The 17,385-nt window shown below is 30.3% G+C and carries 17 protein-coding genes; 2 read left to right on the top strand and 15 right to left on the bottom strand.

Annotated features, from left to right (window positions below; genetic code table 11):
- Both BN3265_RS03105 and BN3265_RS03100 read left to right on the top strand, forming a co-directional pair.
- Positions 1–678, top strand: a complete 678-nt coding sequence (locus BN3265_RS03105) for an ABC transporter ATP-binding protein (protein WP_058990101.1) — start codon at positions 1–3, stop codon at positions 676–678.
- Positions 641–3,142 (top strand): FtsX-like permease family protein, encoded by a 2,502-nt coding sequence (locus BN3265_RS03100; protein ID WP_058990100.1) that lies wholly within the window; start codon positions 641–643, stop codon positions 3,140–3,142. The genes BN3265_RS03105 and BN3265_RS03100 overlap by 38 nt, the downstream gene beginning before the upstream one ends.
- A gap of 133 nt (positions 3,143–3,275) precedes the next feature.
- Here the strand turns inward: BN3265_RS03100 and rplS are convergent, their stop codons facing one another.
- The 15 genes from rplS to argF all read right to left on the bottom strand — a co-directional run bounded on the left by rplS (position 3,276) and on the right by argF (position 17,372).
- On the bottom strand, positions 3,276–3,623 hold the full coding sequence (rplS, locus tag BN3265_RS03095; protein WP_004816243.1) for a 50S ribosomal protein L19: 348 nt from the start codon (positions 3,621–3,623) through the stop codon (positions 3,276–3,278).
- Positions 3,595–4,314: a tRNA (guanosine(37)-N1)-methyltransferase TrmD gene (gene trmD, locus BN3265_RS03090; RefSeq protein ID WP_019117403.1), complete on the bottom strand. Its 720-nt coding sequence runs from the start codon at positions 4,312–4,314 to the stop codon at positions 3,595–3,597. Before trmD ends, rplS begins: the two co-directional genes overlap by 29 nt.
- The gene (gene rimM, locus BN3265_RS03085; protein WP_058990099.1) at positions 4,307–4,792 is read right to left on the bottom strand and encodes a ribosome maturation factor RimM; all 486 of its coding nucleotides are present in this window, start codon (positions 4,790–4,792) and stop codon (positions 4,307–4,309) included. Before rimM ends, trmD begins: the two co-directional genes overlap by 8 nt.
- On the bottom strand, positions 4,789–5,013 hold the full coding sequence (locus BN3265_RS03080) for a KH domain-containing protein (RefSeq protein WP_058990098.1): 225 nt from the start codon (positions 5,011–5,013) through the stop codon (positions 4,789–4,791). The genes rimM and BN3265_RS03080 overlap by 4 nt, the downstream gene beginning before the upstream one ends.
- Before the next feature lie 4 nt (positions 5,014–5,017).
- Complete coding sequence (rpsP, locus tag BN3265_RS03075; RefSeq protein ID WP_019117400.1) at positions 5,018–5,263, bottom strand: 30S ribosomal protein S16; 246 nt, start codon at positions 5,261–5,263, stop codon at positions 5,018–5,020.
- Positions 5,264–5,279: 16 nt separating this feature from the next.
- Positions 5,280–6,617 (bottom strand): signal recognition particle protein, encoded by a 1,338-nt coding sequence (gene ffh / locus BN3265_RS03070; protein ID WP_058990097.1) that lies wholly within the window; start codon positions 6,615–6,617, stop codon positions 5,280–5,282.
- Positions 6,618–6,628: 11 nt separating this feature from the next.
- Entirely contained in the window at positions 6,629–6,952 is a 324-nt protein-coding gene (ylxM, locus tag BN3265_RS03065) for a YlxM family DNA-binding protein (protein WP_058990096.1), read from the bottom strand.
- Between the two features lie 247 nt (positions 6,953–7,199).
- Positions 7,200–9,677 (bottom strand): FtsX-like permease family protein, encoded by a 2,478-nt coding sequence (locus BN3265_RS03060; RefSeq protein ID WP_058990095.1) that lies wholly within the window; start codon positions 9,675–9,677, stop codon positions 7,200–7,202.
- Positions 9,664–10,353, bottom strand: coding sequence for an ABC transporter ATP-binding protein (locus BN3265_RS03055; RefSeq protein ID WP_058990094.1), 690 nt, complete (start codon positions 10,351–10,353; stop codon positions 9,664–9,666). The genes BN3265_RS03060 and BN3265_RS03055 overlap by 14 nt, the downstream gene beginning before the upstream one ends.
- Before the next feature lie 100 nt (positions 10,354–10,453).
- A complete protein-coding gene (locus BN3265_RS03050) occupies positions 10,454–11,431 on the bottom strand; it encodes a sensor histidine kinase (RefSeq protein WP_058990093.1) in 978 nt (325 codons plus the stop codon).
- Positions 11,424–12,083 carry a response regulator transcription factor gene (locus BN3265_RS03045; RefSeq protein WP_058990092.1) on the bottom strand — a complete coding sequence of 220 codons (660 nt, stop codon included), beginning with the start codon at positions 12,081–12,083 and terminating at the stop codon, positions 11,424–11,426. The genes BN3265_RS03050 and BN3265_RS03045 overlap by 8 nt, the downstream gene beginning before the upstream one ends.
- A 428-nt stretch (positions 12,084–12,511) precedes the next feature.
- A complete protein-coding gene (locus BN3265_RS03040; RefSeq protein ID WP_058990091.1) occupies positions 12,512–13,732 on the bottom strand; it encodes a S1C family serine protease in 1,221 nt (406 codons plus the stop codon).
- Positions 13,733–13,890: 158 nt separating this feature from the next.
- A complete protein-coding gene (locus BN3265_RS03035; RefSeq protein WP_058990090.1) occupies positions 13,891–15,396 on the bottom strand; it encodes a YfcC family protein in 1,506 nt (501 codons plus the stop codon).
- 9 nt (positions 15,397–15,405) lie between these two features.
- The gene (arcC, locus tag BN3265_RS03030) at positions 15,406–16,341 is read right to left on the bottom strand and encodes a carbamate kinase (protein WP_058990089.1); all 936 of its coding nucleotides are present in this window, start codon (positions 16,339–16,341) and stop codon (positions 15,406–15,408) included.
- 26 nt (positions 16,342–16,367) lie between these two features.
- A complete protein-coding gene (argF, locus tag BN3265_RS03025; RefSeq protein ID WP_058990088.1) occupies positions 16,368–17,372 on the bottom strand; it encodes an ornithine carbamoyltransferase in 1,005 nt (334 codons plus the stop codon).
- Between the last annotated feature and the right edge of the window lie 13 nt (positions 17,373–17,385).

The raw sequence follows: 17,385 nt of genomic DNA, 5'->3' as shown, positions 1-17,385 counted from the left end.
ATGTTAAAAGTAGAAAATTTAAAAAGATATTATAAAACAAATGATGTGGAAGTAAGAGCTCTTGACGGAGTATCGTTCGAAGTAAAAAAAGGAGAATTTATTTCTATAATTGGAGCAAGCGGATCCGGTAAATCAACTTTATTACATTTACTAGGCGGACTTGATTATCCTACAAACGGGAAAGTTTTGATTGATGATACTGACATTTATGCTTTAAAAGATGATGAGAGAACTATTTTTAGAAGAAGAAATATTGGTTTTGTCTTTCAAGCATATAATCTTTTACCTATGCTAAATGTATATGAGAATATAATTATTCCCTTTGGTCTAGATGGGGATGCGGTAGATAAAAAATATGTTGATTCTGTAATAGATATACTTGAGATAAGCGATCAAAAATATAAAATGCCAAATGAATTATCAGGTGGACAGCAACAAAGGGTTGCCATAGCAAGAGCCTTGGTTACCAAACCATCTTTAATTCTAGCTGACGAACCTACAGGAAATTTAGATTCAAAATCTTCTTCCCAAGTTGTTTACTTATTAAAAAAAATAAATAAAGAGCTTGGAAATACTATTCTTATGATTACTCACGATGATGCTGTCGCTCAAGCTGCAGAAAAAACTCTAAGAATAGAAGATGGAAGACTGGTGGAAAATAATGAAAGTCAAAAATAAAGCTTACATAAGGAGTTTAGCAAAAAATATTTTAAATGCGAATAAAAGCAGGAGAAATATTCTCTTATTAGCAATCGCTTTGACTTCTATACTTTTTACAAGTTTATTTTCCGTAGCCTTAGGCTTAGGGAAAAGTATGGAAAGCCAAACAATGAAAACTATTGGAACAATCAGCCATGGTTCTTTTAAAGATATTTGTGATGAAGATGTAGAAATATTAACCCAGGATAAGGATATAAAGGATTTTTCAGTAAGAGAGAAAGTTGGAATTCTTGATGATGAAAAAGTTATGGCAGAACTATCTTATATGGATAAAAAAGGATTTGAATGGTCTCTAATAGAAAAAGTTAAGGGGAAGTTTCCAGAAAAAGAAAATCAAGTATTTATAGATATAGCTACTGCTAAAAAATTAGGTTATAAGGGTGAAATAGGAGAAGAAATAGAAGTTCCTTTTAAAATAGAAAAAGCTTACACAGGAGAGATTATCGAAAAGAAAAGTGATAAATTTATTATATCGGGGACTTTTCAAAATCCTATTGACTCCAATGTTGGTGTAGGTCAAATCTATTTATCCAAAGCTTATGTAGATAAATTATCGGTTCCAAAAAATAATAGCGATTTGGGAGTAATGTTAAATAATTCTTTTAAGATAGGGGATAAGCTTTTAAAAATTGCAGAGAGAAATGGTTATAAAGTGGTGGATAATCCTGGAAATTTATCTGAAAAGGAAATAAGGATTGGTGTTAACTTCGCCTATCTTTTATCTGGTGATAGTAGTTTTGATTTTAATACATTTCTACCATACTTAGCTTTTTTGATTTTGGTAATAGTCGCAGGATACTTAATAATAAATAATATTTTTAAGATATCCGTAAATGAAGATATTAAACTTCTGGGACTTTTAAAAACAATTGGAATGACAAAACCACAAATCAAAAAACTTGTTCATCTTGAGTCTTTAGCAGTCGCACTTCCTTCAATAATAATTGGAGATATAATTGGAATTTCTATCGGAAAAATCATTTTAAACAAAATATTTGTAAGTAATGAGATGTTAACGGATGTAAAATTATCACCCGCAGTAATAATATTAATTATCTTATTTTCAACAGCCTTTACTTTGCTTACAGTATTTCTATCAGTTATGAGACCTGCTAGGTTCGCAGCAAAAGTTTCTCCAATAGATGCCAGCAGATACAACGAAATCCAGATAAAAAAGAAATATAAAAGCGAGGATATTTCTCTAGGAAAGCTTGCTAGAAGACAAGTATTTTCCAATAAATTTAGATTTATATCGATAATTCTTTCTATGAGTTTATCTGCTGTTATTTTGAACAGCGTTTTAACTTATACTGGTAATATTGATCTTGAAAAAGGGATTTCTGATATAATCGTAACGGATTATAATATAGCAAGTCCAAAATATTTCAGATATATGTACTCAGGAAGTGAGGACGGTATTAATGAAAAGTATATTGGTGAAATAGAAAACCATAAAGGATTTAAAAGTGGAGGTGCCTTATATTCATACGGTTATGAGTACACATATCCGGATATAAAAATAGAAGACAATAAAGTTGCTCCAATATTATTGGGAATAGATGATTATTTAATAAATAAACAAAAATTTATAGATGGAGAGTTTGATAAGGAAAAATGGAAAACAGGAAATTATGTTATTATAGGGGAAAAAATAAGAAATGATTCTGACTATAAAATCGGTGATAAGATAAGGATAAATGTAAATAATAAAATTAAAGAAGTCCAAGTTATGGGCAAAGTTGAATATAATTTTTCCAATGGACTTAGATATTTCCCTGTAGTTAAGGAAGATATAAATGACGAATCTAGTCTTACTTTAGGTTTGGAATATATTTATATGAATCCGAGTGAGTACAAAGAACTCACAGGCGATAATAGTATAATGTCCTATGGATTTGATGTAGAAGATAGTGAAAAGGAAAATTTTGATAAGTTATTAAAATCTTTTGAAAATAACCCAGACTTTTCCTATGACTCAAGGGATCTTCAAATAAAGTCTTTTAAAGATTTCAAAAATCTTATAGAATTTGTGGGTTATAGTTTATCTATAGTATTGTTTTTAATTTCTGTACTGAATTTTATAAATGTTATTGCTACTGAAATTTTGAGAAATATGGTTAACTTATCAATTCTTGAAGCAATTGGAATGACAAAGAAAAATATTAAAAAATATTTGGTGAAAAAGAATTTGATCTATTCTTTATGTGGCTTAGTATTTTCATTCATCATTATGCTTCTTGTAGATAAATTTATCTTGATGGATTTTATGAAACAAACTAAATGGACTTCCTATAAATTTGTGATCATGCCACTTATCATTGTAAATTTTGTAAATATAATCATTGGGATAATATTTACAGGTAGGTTCTATGAAAAGCATAGTCAAGACAGTCTTGTAGATAGAATAAGAAGTTTAGAATAACAATTTTTATGTTAACCAGAAATAAAAAAGGCTGTGAGTATTAAAACTCATAGCCTTTTATCTTGCCACCTAAAGACTCTCTAAATCAGTTTTTCTAAAATCCCTAATTCAACGAGCATTTCGGCCCTTATTATTAATAATTTGTTTTTTCTTTAACTTTAGCAGCCTTACCTTGACGTCCTCTTAGGTAATTTAGTTTTGCACGTCTTACCTTACCACGTCTAACGATTTTGAATGCTTCAAGTCTTGGTGAGTGATAAAGGAATGTTCTTTCTACTCCTACACCATAAGAAAGTCTTCTTAGTGTGAAAGTTTTTCCAAGATTTCCTTCATTTATTTTGATTACTACACCTTCAAAGTCTTGGAGTCTTGTTTTGTCTCCTTCTTTGATTCTGTAGCTTACTCTTACAGTATCTCCAACTCTAAAGTCTGGATTATCTTCACGTAGTTGTTCATTTTCTATTTTTTTGATTAATTCCATCGTGATCCTCCTTGATATATCTATCGTATAAATCTCTTCTTACTCTTTTGGTTTTTTGAAGAGATGATTTTTTTTGCCACTCTTCTACTAATTTATGATTTCCACTATAAAGTTCTTTTGGAACCATATATCCATTAAAATTTCTTGGTTTTGTGTACTCATCATATTGTAGTAGACCATTGTAGTGTGAATCTGTAACTAATGATTCTTTTTTCCCAACAACTCCCCCAATAAATCTTGAAAGAGAATCTATTAATACCATGGCAGGGATTTCGCCACCGGTTAAAACATAATCTCCAATTGAAACTTCATAATCAACATAGTGGTTGGTAATTCTTGCATCAATTCCTTCGTAGTGACCACAAATAATTACCAAGTCTTCAAAATCTGCAAATTTGATTGCTAATTTTTGGTTTAGGATTTCTCCTGCTGCAGACATGTAGACTACTTTTGATTTTGAACTTTTGTTAGCTATTAGGGCATCATAAATTGGCTGAGGTCTCATAAGCATTCCTGCTGCCCCTCCAAAGACTGTATCATCAACCCTGTTGTGTTTGTCCTTGCTATAATCTCTTATATCAACAAGATTAATTTCAATTAGTCCTTTTTCGATTGCCTTTCCTATGACTCCATAGCTTTTTAGAAATTCGAAAGATTCGGGAAAAAGTGTAAGTATAGTTATTTTATTCATAATCTTTGAAGTTTTCCACTTCTATTTTTTTATTTTCTAAGTCAACATTTTTTACTGTAGCATTTAAGGCTGGAAAATAAATTTCCTTTCCGTCTTTTTCTATGACATAGATATCATTTGGATATACTCCAGTGATAACATCCTTTATAAAACCAAGATTTTGATTTTTTTCATAGACTTTTAGGCCAATCAAATCAAATAAATAATATTCACCATCATTTAATTTTTCCAAGTCTTTATCCTCGATAGTAAGTTCGTGTCCAATAAACTTTTCTACCTCATTAATATCATCATAGTCCTTGAGTTTTATGATAATACTACCCTTGTGCTTGAAAGATGATTCAATTGTAACTTCTTTTCCATCAAGTAAAAGTTTTGATCCTTTTTCAAATCTTTTTTCATTGTCTGAATAAGATTTTATTTTTAGATTTCCTTTTATCCCATGTGTTGTAAGTATTTCTGCTACAGTTATTTTCATATTCTTATATTAACCTTAACATCTTCTTTAACTGCACAAGCACGAGCAATAGTTCTAATGGAATTAATAATATTTCCACCCTTTCCTATAACTCTTCCCTTGTCAGCTTCAGCTACGTTAATTTTTATGTTAACTTCTCCGTTGTCTTCTTCTAATATTATTCCTACAGCATCCTTGTTTTCAACAAGTTCTGTGACTATTAGTTTGACTAATTCTTTCATTTTATTAAGCTAAAACGTTGTTGTCGTTAAATAATTTTTCAACAATTGATGTTGGTTTTGCACCATTTTTGATCCATTGTTTAGCTTTTTCGTTGTCAATTTTGAATTCTTTTGGTTCAGATACTGGATTATATGTTCCAATTTCTTCGATGAATTTTCCATCTCTTGGACTTCTAGAATCTGCTACAACTACTCTGTAAAATGGTCTTTTCTTTTGTCCCATTCTTTTTAATCTAATTTTAACTGCCATCATAACCTCCGTTTTTTTAGAAGAAAGGCATATTGAATTTTCTTTTGCCTTTTCTTCCCTTTTTCATATTAGTAAATTGTTTCATCATTTTCTTTAGTTCTTTGAATTGCTTTAATAATTTATTTAATTCATTAATATCAACCCCAGATCCCTTGGAAATTCTTTCTTTACGACTTTTGCCAATAATCTCAGGTTTTTCTCTTTCTTCTTTTGTCATAGAAGATATTAAAGCTTCAATCCTTACAAATCCTTTTTCATCAACATTTACATTTTTAAGCATCTTGTTGTTTACTCCAGGAATCATAGCAAGTAAATCTTCAAGCGGTCCCATATTTCTTATTTGATTTATTTGTTCAACAAAATCATCAAGAGTATAGGATTGGTTTCGCATTTTTTCTTCAAGCTCTTTTGCATCTTTCAAAGAAACTTGCTTTTCTGCCTTTTCAATAAGAGATAAGACATCTCCCATACCAAGTATTCTTGATGCCATCCTATCTGGATGAAAGGCTTCAAGATCATCAAGCTTTTCGCCTGTACCAATAAATTTAATTGGTTTTCCTACAACTTGTCTAATTGAAAGGGCTGCTCCACCTCTTGCATCTCCATCAAGTTTGGTTAGTATAACACCAGTAATATCAAGATAATCATCAAATGTTTTTGCAACATTTACAGATTCTTGACCAACCATAGCATCAACTACCAAAAGTATCTCGTCAGGTTTTACAGCTTTTTTAATATTTTTAAGCTCATCCATCAAACCTTCATCGATTTGAAGGCGTCCGGCCGTATCCATAATAACAACATCATTGTTATTTCTTCTAGCATATTCCTTGGCTTCATTTGCTGTTTTTACTGGATCTTGCTTTCCTTTTTCAAAAACTTCAACCTCAGCTTTCTTACCTACAACTTTTAATTGCTCAATAGCTGCAGGCCTATAAACATCAAGGGCTACTAGGAGAGGATTTCTGCCTTCCTTTTTTAATTTCCTGACAAGTTTACCAGAGTGAGTTGTCTTACCTGAACCTTGCAAACCTACCATCAACACAACATGTGGAGTAGATCCCTTAAGCTCAAGCTTAGAATTTTCCTTACCCATAAGATTTGTAAGTTCTTCATTTACAATCTTAATAACAGTTTGACCTGGAGTAAGAGATTCCATAACATCTTGACCCATAGATCTTTCTTTGATTTTTTTGACAAATTCCTTAACCACCTTGTAGTTAACGTCAGCTTCAAGCAAAGAAAGCTTAATCTCTCTGGCTGCATTATTGATGTCTTTTTCGCTTAATTTTCCTTTTCCAGTAAGTTTACCTAAAGTATCTTGTAACTTCTCAGAAAGATTTGAAAAAATCATATTTTCACATCCTAAATATTATTTATCATTTCATCGATCATATCGATAGCTTCACTTTGATTTGAACTTTCGATCAACTCTCTTAACAAAGATAAGTCATCTCTAAGTTTATTCTTCTTCTTTATTAAAGAAAGCTCATTTTCAAACTCAAATAACTTGTCAACTGACCTTTGAATCATATCAGATATGGCCTGTTTAGATTTATTGTTATTTTGGGCTATCTCGTTTAATGATAAATCTTCATTGTAATAACAATTTATGACGTCTTTTTGTTTTTCATTCAAAAGCGATCCATAAGTGTCAAACAATCTTGCAACTTGTACTAATTTTTCCATATTCTCACCTGTCAAGTAATTTTCTTGACCTATAAAGTATACTAGAAAAATATATCAAAGTCAAGCTTTTTTGTTGACCCAATAAAATCTTGAAATCTCAATAAAAAATTCCCTTTAGTTAACAAAAAAAATCCAAAATACTCTTTGGATTAGTGATTTTAAAACTGATTTTATAGTCTTTATGTGAAAAGATTAAAGACTATGAATTTTCATAACTCATAGCCTTTTTATTATACACTATTGAAAATCAATCTGAATTTTCATTTACTGTTTTAAGTCCACTTTTTATAGCAAGTAATACACCTACAACCATAAAGATAAATACTATTATAAGAGGTATATAATTTATATTTACAAGCAGTCCTTTTATTCCAAATCCCAATTTATAATTACTCCTATAGGCTCTTAATACAACTCCTATAGCAAACATAAAGATGTAGGTTAAGAAAATATTTTTAAACAATATTTTTCCTTCTCCAAAGACCATCTTTTCCATTTGCTTTTCTGTCATACCTGTAGTTGATAGGAGTTTAAAATCATTGGCTCTCGCTCTTAGGTTTCCTTTGAAACTATTGTAGGCATTGGAAAGAGCAATTGTTATTAGAATGATTTGGATGGCTAGATTCAATAGCTTTTCATTTCTTATTAGTTCTTTATCCATGGCTGCTTTAATAATTTCTGTAGAAGTGCCATGGTCAGATTTTGGAACATAGGTTGAAATCACCTTTTCAGCATCATCAAAAACTTTTTCTTTATCTTTATCAGCCTTTATTTTTACAAAATAGTAATAAACTGGATTACCTTTATCTATTCCATATTCATCAATAAAATTTTTCATAGTACTTTCACTTGTAAAAATAGATATTTGATTGTCATTATAAGCTTCTATATTATAAGGCATTTCATTGATGCTTGAATCTATATTTATAGAAATGGGCTTACCATTTGCATTATATTTTAGAGTTACTTTTCCTGTATCCTTATCTGAAATTTTTATATATTCATTAAAAGAATAAGGACTTTTACTATCTTTTGGAATTTTATTTAGTAGTAAATACTTTGCATTCGAAATATTATTTTCATTTAAAAGTTTCTCAAAATCCTCATCTGTTAAGGCGTATATATTGGAATATAATTTATCTTCTGATATTTTATCACTATTTAAAGCTTCCTTTAAATTCTTAGAAATAAATTCCTTATTATCACCAAGGTAAAATTTTGTATCAACTCTTTGGTATACGTGCAATTGGTCTATGCCTTCAACTTTTTCTATATCATGAACAAAGTTTTTATCCAAAAAATCGTCTACATAAATACTAGATTCAAAATTGTAAGGACTTTGGTAGTTATTATATTTTTCCTCTAAACTTCTATATGCCTGACTTACTAAAACTGTCGACAATACAAAAGCTGATAGAGCTATTGATATCACAATAATTTTATAGGTTGATTGATAAGACCTGTAATAATCTTTTGCTAAAGTCCTTTCTATAGATCCATTTATTATTGATTTTCCTAATTTAATATTTTTTTCTGTAATCCCATTTAAGCCTTCGACAACATTTATCTTTGCACTTTTCTTTGCAGGAAGCAGCGCTGAAAAATAAACCATTAACAAGGATAACAAAATAATTATTAAAATAGATATAGGGCTTGGAAATATGAAATGGAAATCAAAAGATTTTACACTTTGACCTAAAATATTTGATATGTTTTGATAAGATTTTGTATTATTAAGCCACATCAAATATAAGAGTAAATTTGCAGAAGCCAAAGATAAGATTGTCCCCAAGGCTATTGGTAAAGTTGAAAGTTTAAAAGCTTTCTTTCGAATTAATTGCTTTACCTGCTTATCTGTCATGCCTGTGCTTTTTAATAGAGCAATTTCCTTTAAATCCCTATTATTCCACACATTAAAAGCCCCATAAATGATAAAAGCAAAGAGTAGACAAAGTAAGAAAGCTGCTCCATATTCTTCTAAAGCTGAATTAACAACACTTTTTGGTGGAATGATTCCTTTTGGATAGACCATTTTATATTCTAAGATATCTTTATTATAAAATACTCTACCAGTATCTAGGGCATGGTTCTCATCAATATTCATTTCTGACAATATTTCTCTAGTCTTTGTATAGGTATCTCTTATATTTTTATACCAAATCTGTGCTTCTATTCCATCATTTTTTTCAAACATGACTTTTTTATCATCACTTTCAGATAAACCTACAAACATAGCCTCTTCAAATGAATAACTAAAATCATCATAAGTACCAACTATTTTATAAGTTTTATCACGAACATTTATTTCAGAACCCAAATCATATTCTTTATTTTTTATTAAAAATCTCTCTGGTACTAAAAGTTCATTTGCTTTTTCTGGCTTTTTTCCTTTCTTAATATTATAACCTAAAAGACTTGCAGGATCTCCATTTTCATAGATAACTGCATTTAAGTCTGTTTTTATTAGTTTATTGAAAGAAATTTTTTCTATATCTTTATCGTTTTTTAATTTATCATAAAAACCTTCGTCAATTCCAGTTATCTTCACATGATAATCTCCAAAAGTTTCCTTTACATACTCATACTTATCAGTTTTTAACGAGTTGAAAATAAAAATAACAGTTCCTAGTAGCATGACTGCCAAAAGTATTGATATTTTAATAGCAAAACTGTCTTTCTTATTATTTTTTACAGCTCCATCAGATAGGTCATTAATAATTTTCATAAGTTCCATCTCCTAAGAAATTTAACCTACCATCTACCATTCTATAGACCTTATCACAAGAATTTGCTACTTTTTCATCATGAGTTATTATCATAATTGTAGAATTTAATCTCTTATTTACAAGTCTGAAAAGTCCTGTGATTTCTTCTGAGTTTTTCCTATCAAGATTTCCTGTAGGCTCATCTGCTAGAATGATGGCAGGTCTTGTAATCAAACTTCTGGCAATGGCAACCCTTTGTTGCTCTCCACCTGATAATTGCTTTGGATACCTATCGAGTTTTCCTTCTATTCCTAGTATTGACAAAATTTCCTTTAAATATTCTTCATCTACTTTTTTATTGTCTAATAAAAGAGGAAGTAGGATGTTTTTTCTCACATTAATATTTGGAATTAGGTTAAAAAATTGGTAGACAACTCCAATATTTCTTCTACGAAATACTGTCATTTCATCTTTGTTAAACTTGGTAATATTTTTATCTTGAATAAATATATCACCACTTGTTGGTGTATCTACTCCTGCAAGTAAATGAAGTAGCGTAGATTTGCCAGAGCCACTGTCTCCAATAATGGCAACAAGGTCTCCTTTTTCTAATTCAAAGTTTACATCCGAAAGGGCATTTACTTCTACTTCGCCCTTATATGTTTTTGTTAAATCAACTGTTTTTACTATATTCATATTGTATCCTCCTTAACTTGTCTATATAATATTAGACTTAAGTGACTAGAAAGTGACTAGAAAAAAGACCATGTCTTATTTTTAGACACAGTCTTAAAATTTAATTATAAAATCTCAGTTCAAAGGAATTTGATTTTTTACCTTTGTGATATAAAAGTTCTCCATTTTGTCTTTCCATTACAGATTTTGCCATAGGAAGTCCGATTCCATAGCCTTTTGAATTTGGATCCGCTTTATAAAAACGCCTAAAAACTTTTTCTAACATTTGTTTATCTAAGCCATTTGAGAAATCTTCCACAAAAATACTCTTATATAAATTCGTTTCTTTTAGATGAATTTCAATATGTCTATCTTCTGTTGCTTCTAGACCATTTTTCATCACATTAAATGCTGCTTCATAGGTCCATTTCTTATCGCATATAAGATCAAAATCTTCTCCATAAAGAGGAATTTCAATATTATCATTAATAAAATAATCTTTAAGATTTTGTATTGTATCTCTAATTAATCCTCGAGCTGAAATAGTATCTTTTGCCATTTCTATTGTACCAGAATCAAGGGCTGCAAGTTTTAATAAAATATCAGACAAATTGTGGAGTCTAAGTAAATTATCTCTAAGTCTTTCTGTATATTCTTCTGAAATGTTGTCATCTTCGTCTTCTAATAAGTCCAGTAATAATAAAGATCCAGTTAATGGTGTTTTAATTTGATGAGCAATGTCTTCAGTATATTCTCTTAAAGTTTCCTTATTTTTCTCTGCATTTTCAGCTATTCTCTTGTTTTCTATAATAATTTTAATAATCTCATCTCTGAGTTTTCCAAATTCATCGTCTATAATTTCGTAATTGTCTGAGTCTAGATCAAGTGAATGGAGAAGGTTAAATATATTATTAATCTTATCCTCAAGATTCTTTTCTTTTTTCTTTTCAATTTTTGAAATAGCTATAAACAGAATTATATTTATAAGTAAAAAACCTATAAGAGTTAGAATATCAAATCTTGGATTAAGATAAATTACAAGCAAAGACATTAGTAAATTTAAAATTAAAACAAGTAAAATGTCTTTGTTTTTATTCATTGTCCCACCTATATCCTATTCCTCTAAGAGTTTTTATATGTTTACCGTAATCTCCAAGTTTATATCTGAGTCTTTTTATGGTGACAGTTAGGGTATTATCATTAACTTCATAAAAATCATAACCCCAAACATAATCTAAAATTCGCTCTCTTAGTAGATTTATATTTTGGTTTTCTAAAAGCATTTCCAATACAGCAAACTCTTTCAAATTCAAATCTAAATCTTTTCCATCTATTGACGCTTGTTTTGAAATGAGATCTAAAGATAAATTTTCAAAAGTCAGTTCGTCAACCTTCTTTATTTTTCTGCTAAACACATTGTCTATTCTCGCCTTTAAAACAGGAAGAGAAAAAGGTTTTGCAATATAATCATCTGCTCCTTGGGAAAGACCTTTTATTACATACTCGTCTTCATTTTTTACAGTAAGCATTATTACAGGAAGGTCAGAAAATTCTCTCATCCACTTTAAAAAATCAAATCCAGAACCATCTGGAAGGTTAGCATCAAGAATAATTAAATCAAAATCATTAAAATTTATATCATATGCTTGAGAAAGAGCATTACAAACAATTGTTTCAATATTGTATTTATTTAAGTAAGTTTTAACAGCAAAAGCAATTGTGCTGTCATCTTCAATCATTAATATTTCCAATTTAAAACTCCAATACTTCCGATAAGTCGCATTTAAAATGCCTGCAAATCCAAATATTTCCATAATAACTTTCTCATCTCCAACCATTTTATATGTATGAGTAGGTTTTTTATAGCTTTTTGTAGGTCTAATTTATTTATCTTTTCATCAATTAATTTACCCATGATTTATTATAGAAAAATCCTATTTTACTTAACAGCATGTTTTTCTGTTATATTATACTGCTTTTTAAATCTTAATCTTTTCTAATTTCCTTTTGCTGATTTTATTTCTTATTTATAATCATTTTAATTTATTTTCTTAGGTTCATTATAATATTTTTTAGCCGTTTTAAAATTTTCTATTAAAAAATCAGCACAAAGCTTAAAAACTTCATGCTGATTAATTTTTTAAAAATTAAAATTTATTCAAATTTAAAAAAATAATTTTTATGGTCTTAGCCAATCTGGTAGTATTTGACTATTTTCTTCATCATCTTCCTTGTTTTCATTTTTTGGGTTTGCTTCTTTGAATTCTTCTATATTTGATGAATCAGTTGTAAATTTAAAATCAAATTCTTTTGTATCTCCTGCTCTTACTATTTCAATTTTGCATGTATCGCCTACATTATAATTTAGAAGAATTTTCTTTAAATTTGACATATCCTTTACTCTTTGTCCATCGATTTCTGTAATTATGTCACCTTTTCTGAAATAATTTTTTGCATCATCAGAAATAGATTGAACATAAACCCCATCTTCGCTTCCTACTGTTTTTGGATCAATATTATTGGATTGTAATAATAAATCCAAATTTATTCCTGTAATTCCAAGATAAACCGAATTAAATTTACCGTTTTTAGCAATTTCTTTTATTACTTTTTTTGCTAAATTTACAGGAATTGCAAAACCAATTCCATCTGAATTTCCTGCTTTAGCTGTATTTATTCCAACTAATTCTCCCCTTGAATTTAACAAGGCTCCTCCAGAATTTCCTGAATTTATTGCAGCATCGGTTTGCATTAGCCCGTCCATTCTTGCTCCATTTTGAAATGAAACAGTCCTACCAAGTCCTGAAATTATTCCACTTGTAACTGTTGATTGTAGTTCAAGACCTAATGGATTTCCGATTGCCACCGCCTTATCTCCAACATTTACCTTATCACTGTCTCCCAAATCTATTGGGCTTAAATTGTTTGCTTCAACTTTTATTACAGCAAGGTCAAGGGTTGTATCATTCCAAACAAGTTTCGCTTTTTTTGTTTTATCGTCTGAGAATAAAACATTAATTTCACTGGCATCACTGTTGCTTACAACGTGTGAATTTGTCAAAATATATCCGTCTTTTGTAACAATTGATCCTGAGCCAACTCCTTCAACATAACCAGTTTGTGGACCAAAAATAGTATTTTGAGTTGCTTTTGTTTTAGTTGTAATTCCAACTACAGAATCTATGCTTTTTTTAACAACAGCTCTTTCCATTGTTATATCATCAGTAGGATTGATATTTACAACACTTTTATTTTTAGATTCTTTCGGTATTTCATTTTTATTTTCATTTTTCAAAGAACTGCCTAAAAGTGAAAAAACTAAAAATCCACCCAAAACAGCTCCAATAAGTCCTGAAAGAAAATTCGAAAATCCACCAGAACCATTATTTCTTCTAGCCATAATTCCTCCTTTAAACTCTACTATATTATTATATAAAAAATTGTAAACAATATGTTATAATTTTAAATTATAAATTTCTATATATTTATTAAAAATTTTCAAAAATTTTGCACAAAAAAACAAACCCAGAAAAATCTGAGTTTGTTTTGAAATTTTTATTACATTACAGACATTGCAATTGATAAAATAATTATATTTGCAATCATCACTATAAAGAATGGTTTCTTTACCCATTTTAAATATGATGAATATTCTACTTTTGCTGCTGCAAGACCACCCATTACAACTCCTGATGTTGGTGTTACAAAGTTTACTAGTCCGCAGGCACCACAGAATATCATAATCATTATATTAGGATCATATCCTAATTGATGAGCAAGAGATCCCATAATTGGAATTGATAAAGCTGCAAGTCCTGATGTTGATGGTACTAAGAATGATAATACCATATAAATCAAGTAAGCAAGTGGAGCAAATACGAATGGTGATACTCCTCTTAATAATTTTGCTGAATTTTGTAGTATATAGAAATCTAAGTGGGTAGCACTCATTACTACTGTAATTCCTCTTGCTACTGCTATGATTAAACCTACCGATAATAAATCAGCAGCTCCAGCTATAAATCCATCTACAAATTCTTTTTCACCAACTTTAGCAACTATAGCAATAACTATACTTGATAAAGTAAATAGTGCTGCTAAATCTTTAAAGTACCAGTATCCTAAAGGTGATCCTGTTAAGAAATCTGACCAACCAAATACTTTTAAGTATGCATCTTCATCTCCGTGGAAGTTAATATCAACGTATGAGATAAGTGAAACTATCATTATTACAAATGTTATTGCAAATACAGTTAAAACTGCTTTATGAGTTCCAGTAAATTCTAACTCCTCTTCGTTATCTTTTGAGAAGTGTTCTTCCATTGCATGTTTTTCATCTAAACTTAATACTGAATTTTCTTTATTTTCTAATAATTTCTTAGCATAATTTAATACAAATTTTATAACAATTAAATCTGTTGATAACCAAAGGATAACACCTATTACCATTACTGTTGTGGCATTTGATTTTATTCCTACAGATTCTAGAGCTCCCATAGCTGCTGATGTTGCAAATGGGTTGATTGTTGAACCAAGTACTCCGGCTCCAGCTCCAAGAAGAACTGTACCAACTGCTACCATTGTATCAAGTCCTGCTGCAACCATTGCTGCTGTGATTAATGGATAAAAACCAATTGTTTCTTCTGCCATTCCGTAAGTAGATCCACCTACTGAGAATAGGAACATTAATACTGCAATTAGTCTTCCTTCTTTACCTTTATTTTTTCTTACCAATGAACGAATTCCAGCTTCCATAGCGCCAGTGCTCATAACTATACCAATAAATCCACCAATACATAAAATAAATATAATAAGATCAGCGGCATCCATAAATCCATTAGGAATAGCCATAACAAAGTCACTTAAGCTTGCACTTTGTACAGTAACTGTTTCTCCTGCCTTAACTGCATTAATAAGGTCCCCATATTTTCCTGGATCTAATGATTTAATTATATCTTTTTCAATAGGTTGACCACTTGCTACTAATGTAATTAGACATACAACAGCTAGAACTATCATTAAGATAGAAAACGCACTAAGTGATTTTTTCTTCTTCTTTTCCATAGAAAACTCCTATTTTTTGATTATAGTTCCTGTTTTTCCTTCTAATGCTTCAGCTGCTTTTTCTAAAGATGTAATTAGTGCTTGGCCTTGATCTGAATTTTCAACAAATTCTAAACAAGCTTCTACTTTTGGAAGCATTGAACCAGGTGCAAAGTGTCCTTCTTCAATGTATTGTTTAGCTTGATCAATTGTCATTTCTTTAATTTCTTCTTGATTTGGTTTGTTGAAGTTAATCATAACCCTGTCTACTGCTGTTAGAATTACTAACATATCAGCGTTTAATTCTTTTGCTAATAAAGCAGATGATCTATCTTTATCGATTACAGCTGGCACACCTTGTAACCCTTCCTCTGTGTTTATTACTGGTACACCACCTCCACCTACTGTTATTACAATATTTCCGTTTGAAACTAAATTTTCTACAACGTTTATTTCAACGATTTCTTTTGGTATTGGGCTTGCTACAACTCTTCTGTATCCTCTACCAGCATCTTCAACGTATTCATATCCGTTTTCTTTTTCTTTAGCTTCAGCCTCTTCTTTTGTTAAGAAACTTCCTATTGGTTTTGTAGGTTTGTTGAAAGCTTCATCGTCTTTATCAACTAAAACTTGTGTTACTACACATGCAATTTCAGAATCTTTTCCTCTTCTTTTAAGTTCATTTCTGATTGATTGTGATAAATGATATCCAATGTATCCTTGGCTCATTGCTCCACATTCAGGAAAAGGCATTTCAGGTGTATTTCCACCATTATTTGCTGAAAATTCCATAGCATTATTTATCATTCCTACTTGTGGACCATTTCCGTGTCCAACAGCAACGTCATAATTTTCTGATAAATCTACTATTGTTTTAGCTGTCTTTTTAACTAATTCTAATTGCTCTTCAGGGGTATTGCCTAAAGCATTACCCCCGAGAGCGATAACTAATCTTTTTTTTGTCATCTGTTATATATTATCCGTTTCTTTTTCTACTTTAATGTTGCATACATTATAGCTTTGATTGTATGCATTCTATTTTCTGCTTGATCAAATACTTTACTTTGTTTACCTAAGAATACTTCGTCTTTTACTTCCATTCCGTCAAGATCGTATTTGTCTCCGAATTTTTCGTTAACGTCAATTCCTGTAGTTGTTTCTAAATCGTGGAATGATGGTAGACAGTGTAGGAAGATTGCATCATCATCAGCAAGGTCCATAACTTTTTGGTTTACTTGGAATGGGTGAAGAATTTCAATTCTCTTTTCCCAAACTTCTTTTGGTTCTCCCATTGATACCCAAATATCTGTGTAAACTGCGTGAGCACCTTTTGCTGCTTCTTCTACGTTTTCTGTAAATTCAACTTTTGATCCGTGAACTTTTGCAAATTCTTTAGCTTCTGCAACTAATTTTTCATCTGCCCATAATTCTTTTGGACCACAACCTGTGTAGTTAATTCCAAGTTTAGCACATGCAACCATTAGTGAGTTACTTACGTTATTTCTGCAGTCACCCATGAATACAAAGTTTAATCCTTTAAGGTATCCAAAGTTTTCTTTGATTGTTAGCATATCTGCTATCATTTGTGTTGGGTGGAAATCATCTGTAAGACCATTCCATACTGGAACTCCAGAGTATTTAGCCAATTTTTCAACTAAGCTTTGATCAAATCCTCTGTATTCGATTCCGTCATAGAATCTTCCAAGTACTTTTGCTGTATCTTCTATTGATTCTTTGTGTCCCATTTGGCTTGAACCTGGATCAAGGTATGTTACTCCCATTCCAAGGTCCATTCCTGCAACTTCAAATGAACAACGTGTTCTTGTTGAAGTTTTTTCAAATAATAATACTATATTTTTTCCTTCTAGATATCTGTGAGGTGTTCTTGTTAGTTTTAATTTTTTAAATTGTTCACCTAAATCGATTAGGTATTTGATTTCATCTTCTGATAGGAATTTTAATCCTAGTATACTTTGTCCTTGTAAATTTACTGGCATTGTTTTTTTCTCC

Source organism: Anaerococcus rubeinfantis (genome assembly GCF_001487145.1).
In the GTDB taxonomy this organism is placed as follows: domain Bacteria; phylum Bacillota; class Clostridia; order Tissierellales; family Peptoniphilaceae; genus Anaerococcus; species Anaerococcus rubeinfantis.
The sequence above is the reverse complement of the archived record's forward strand: the minus strand, read 5'-3'. Positions and strand labels throughout refer to the sequence as shown.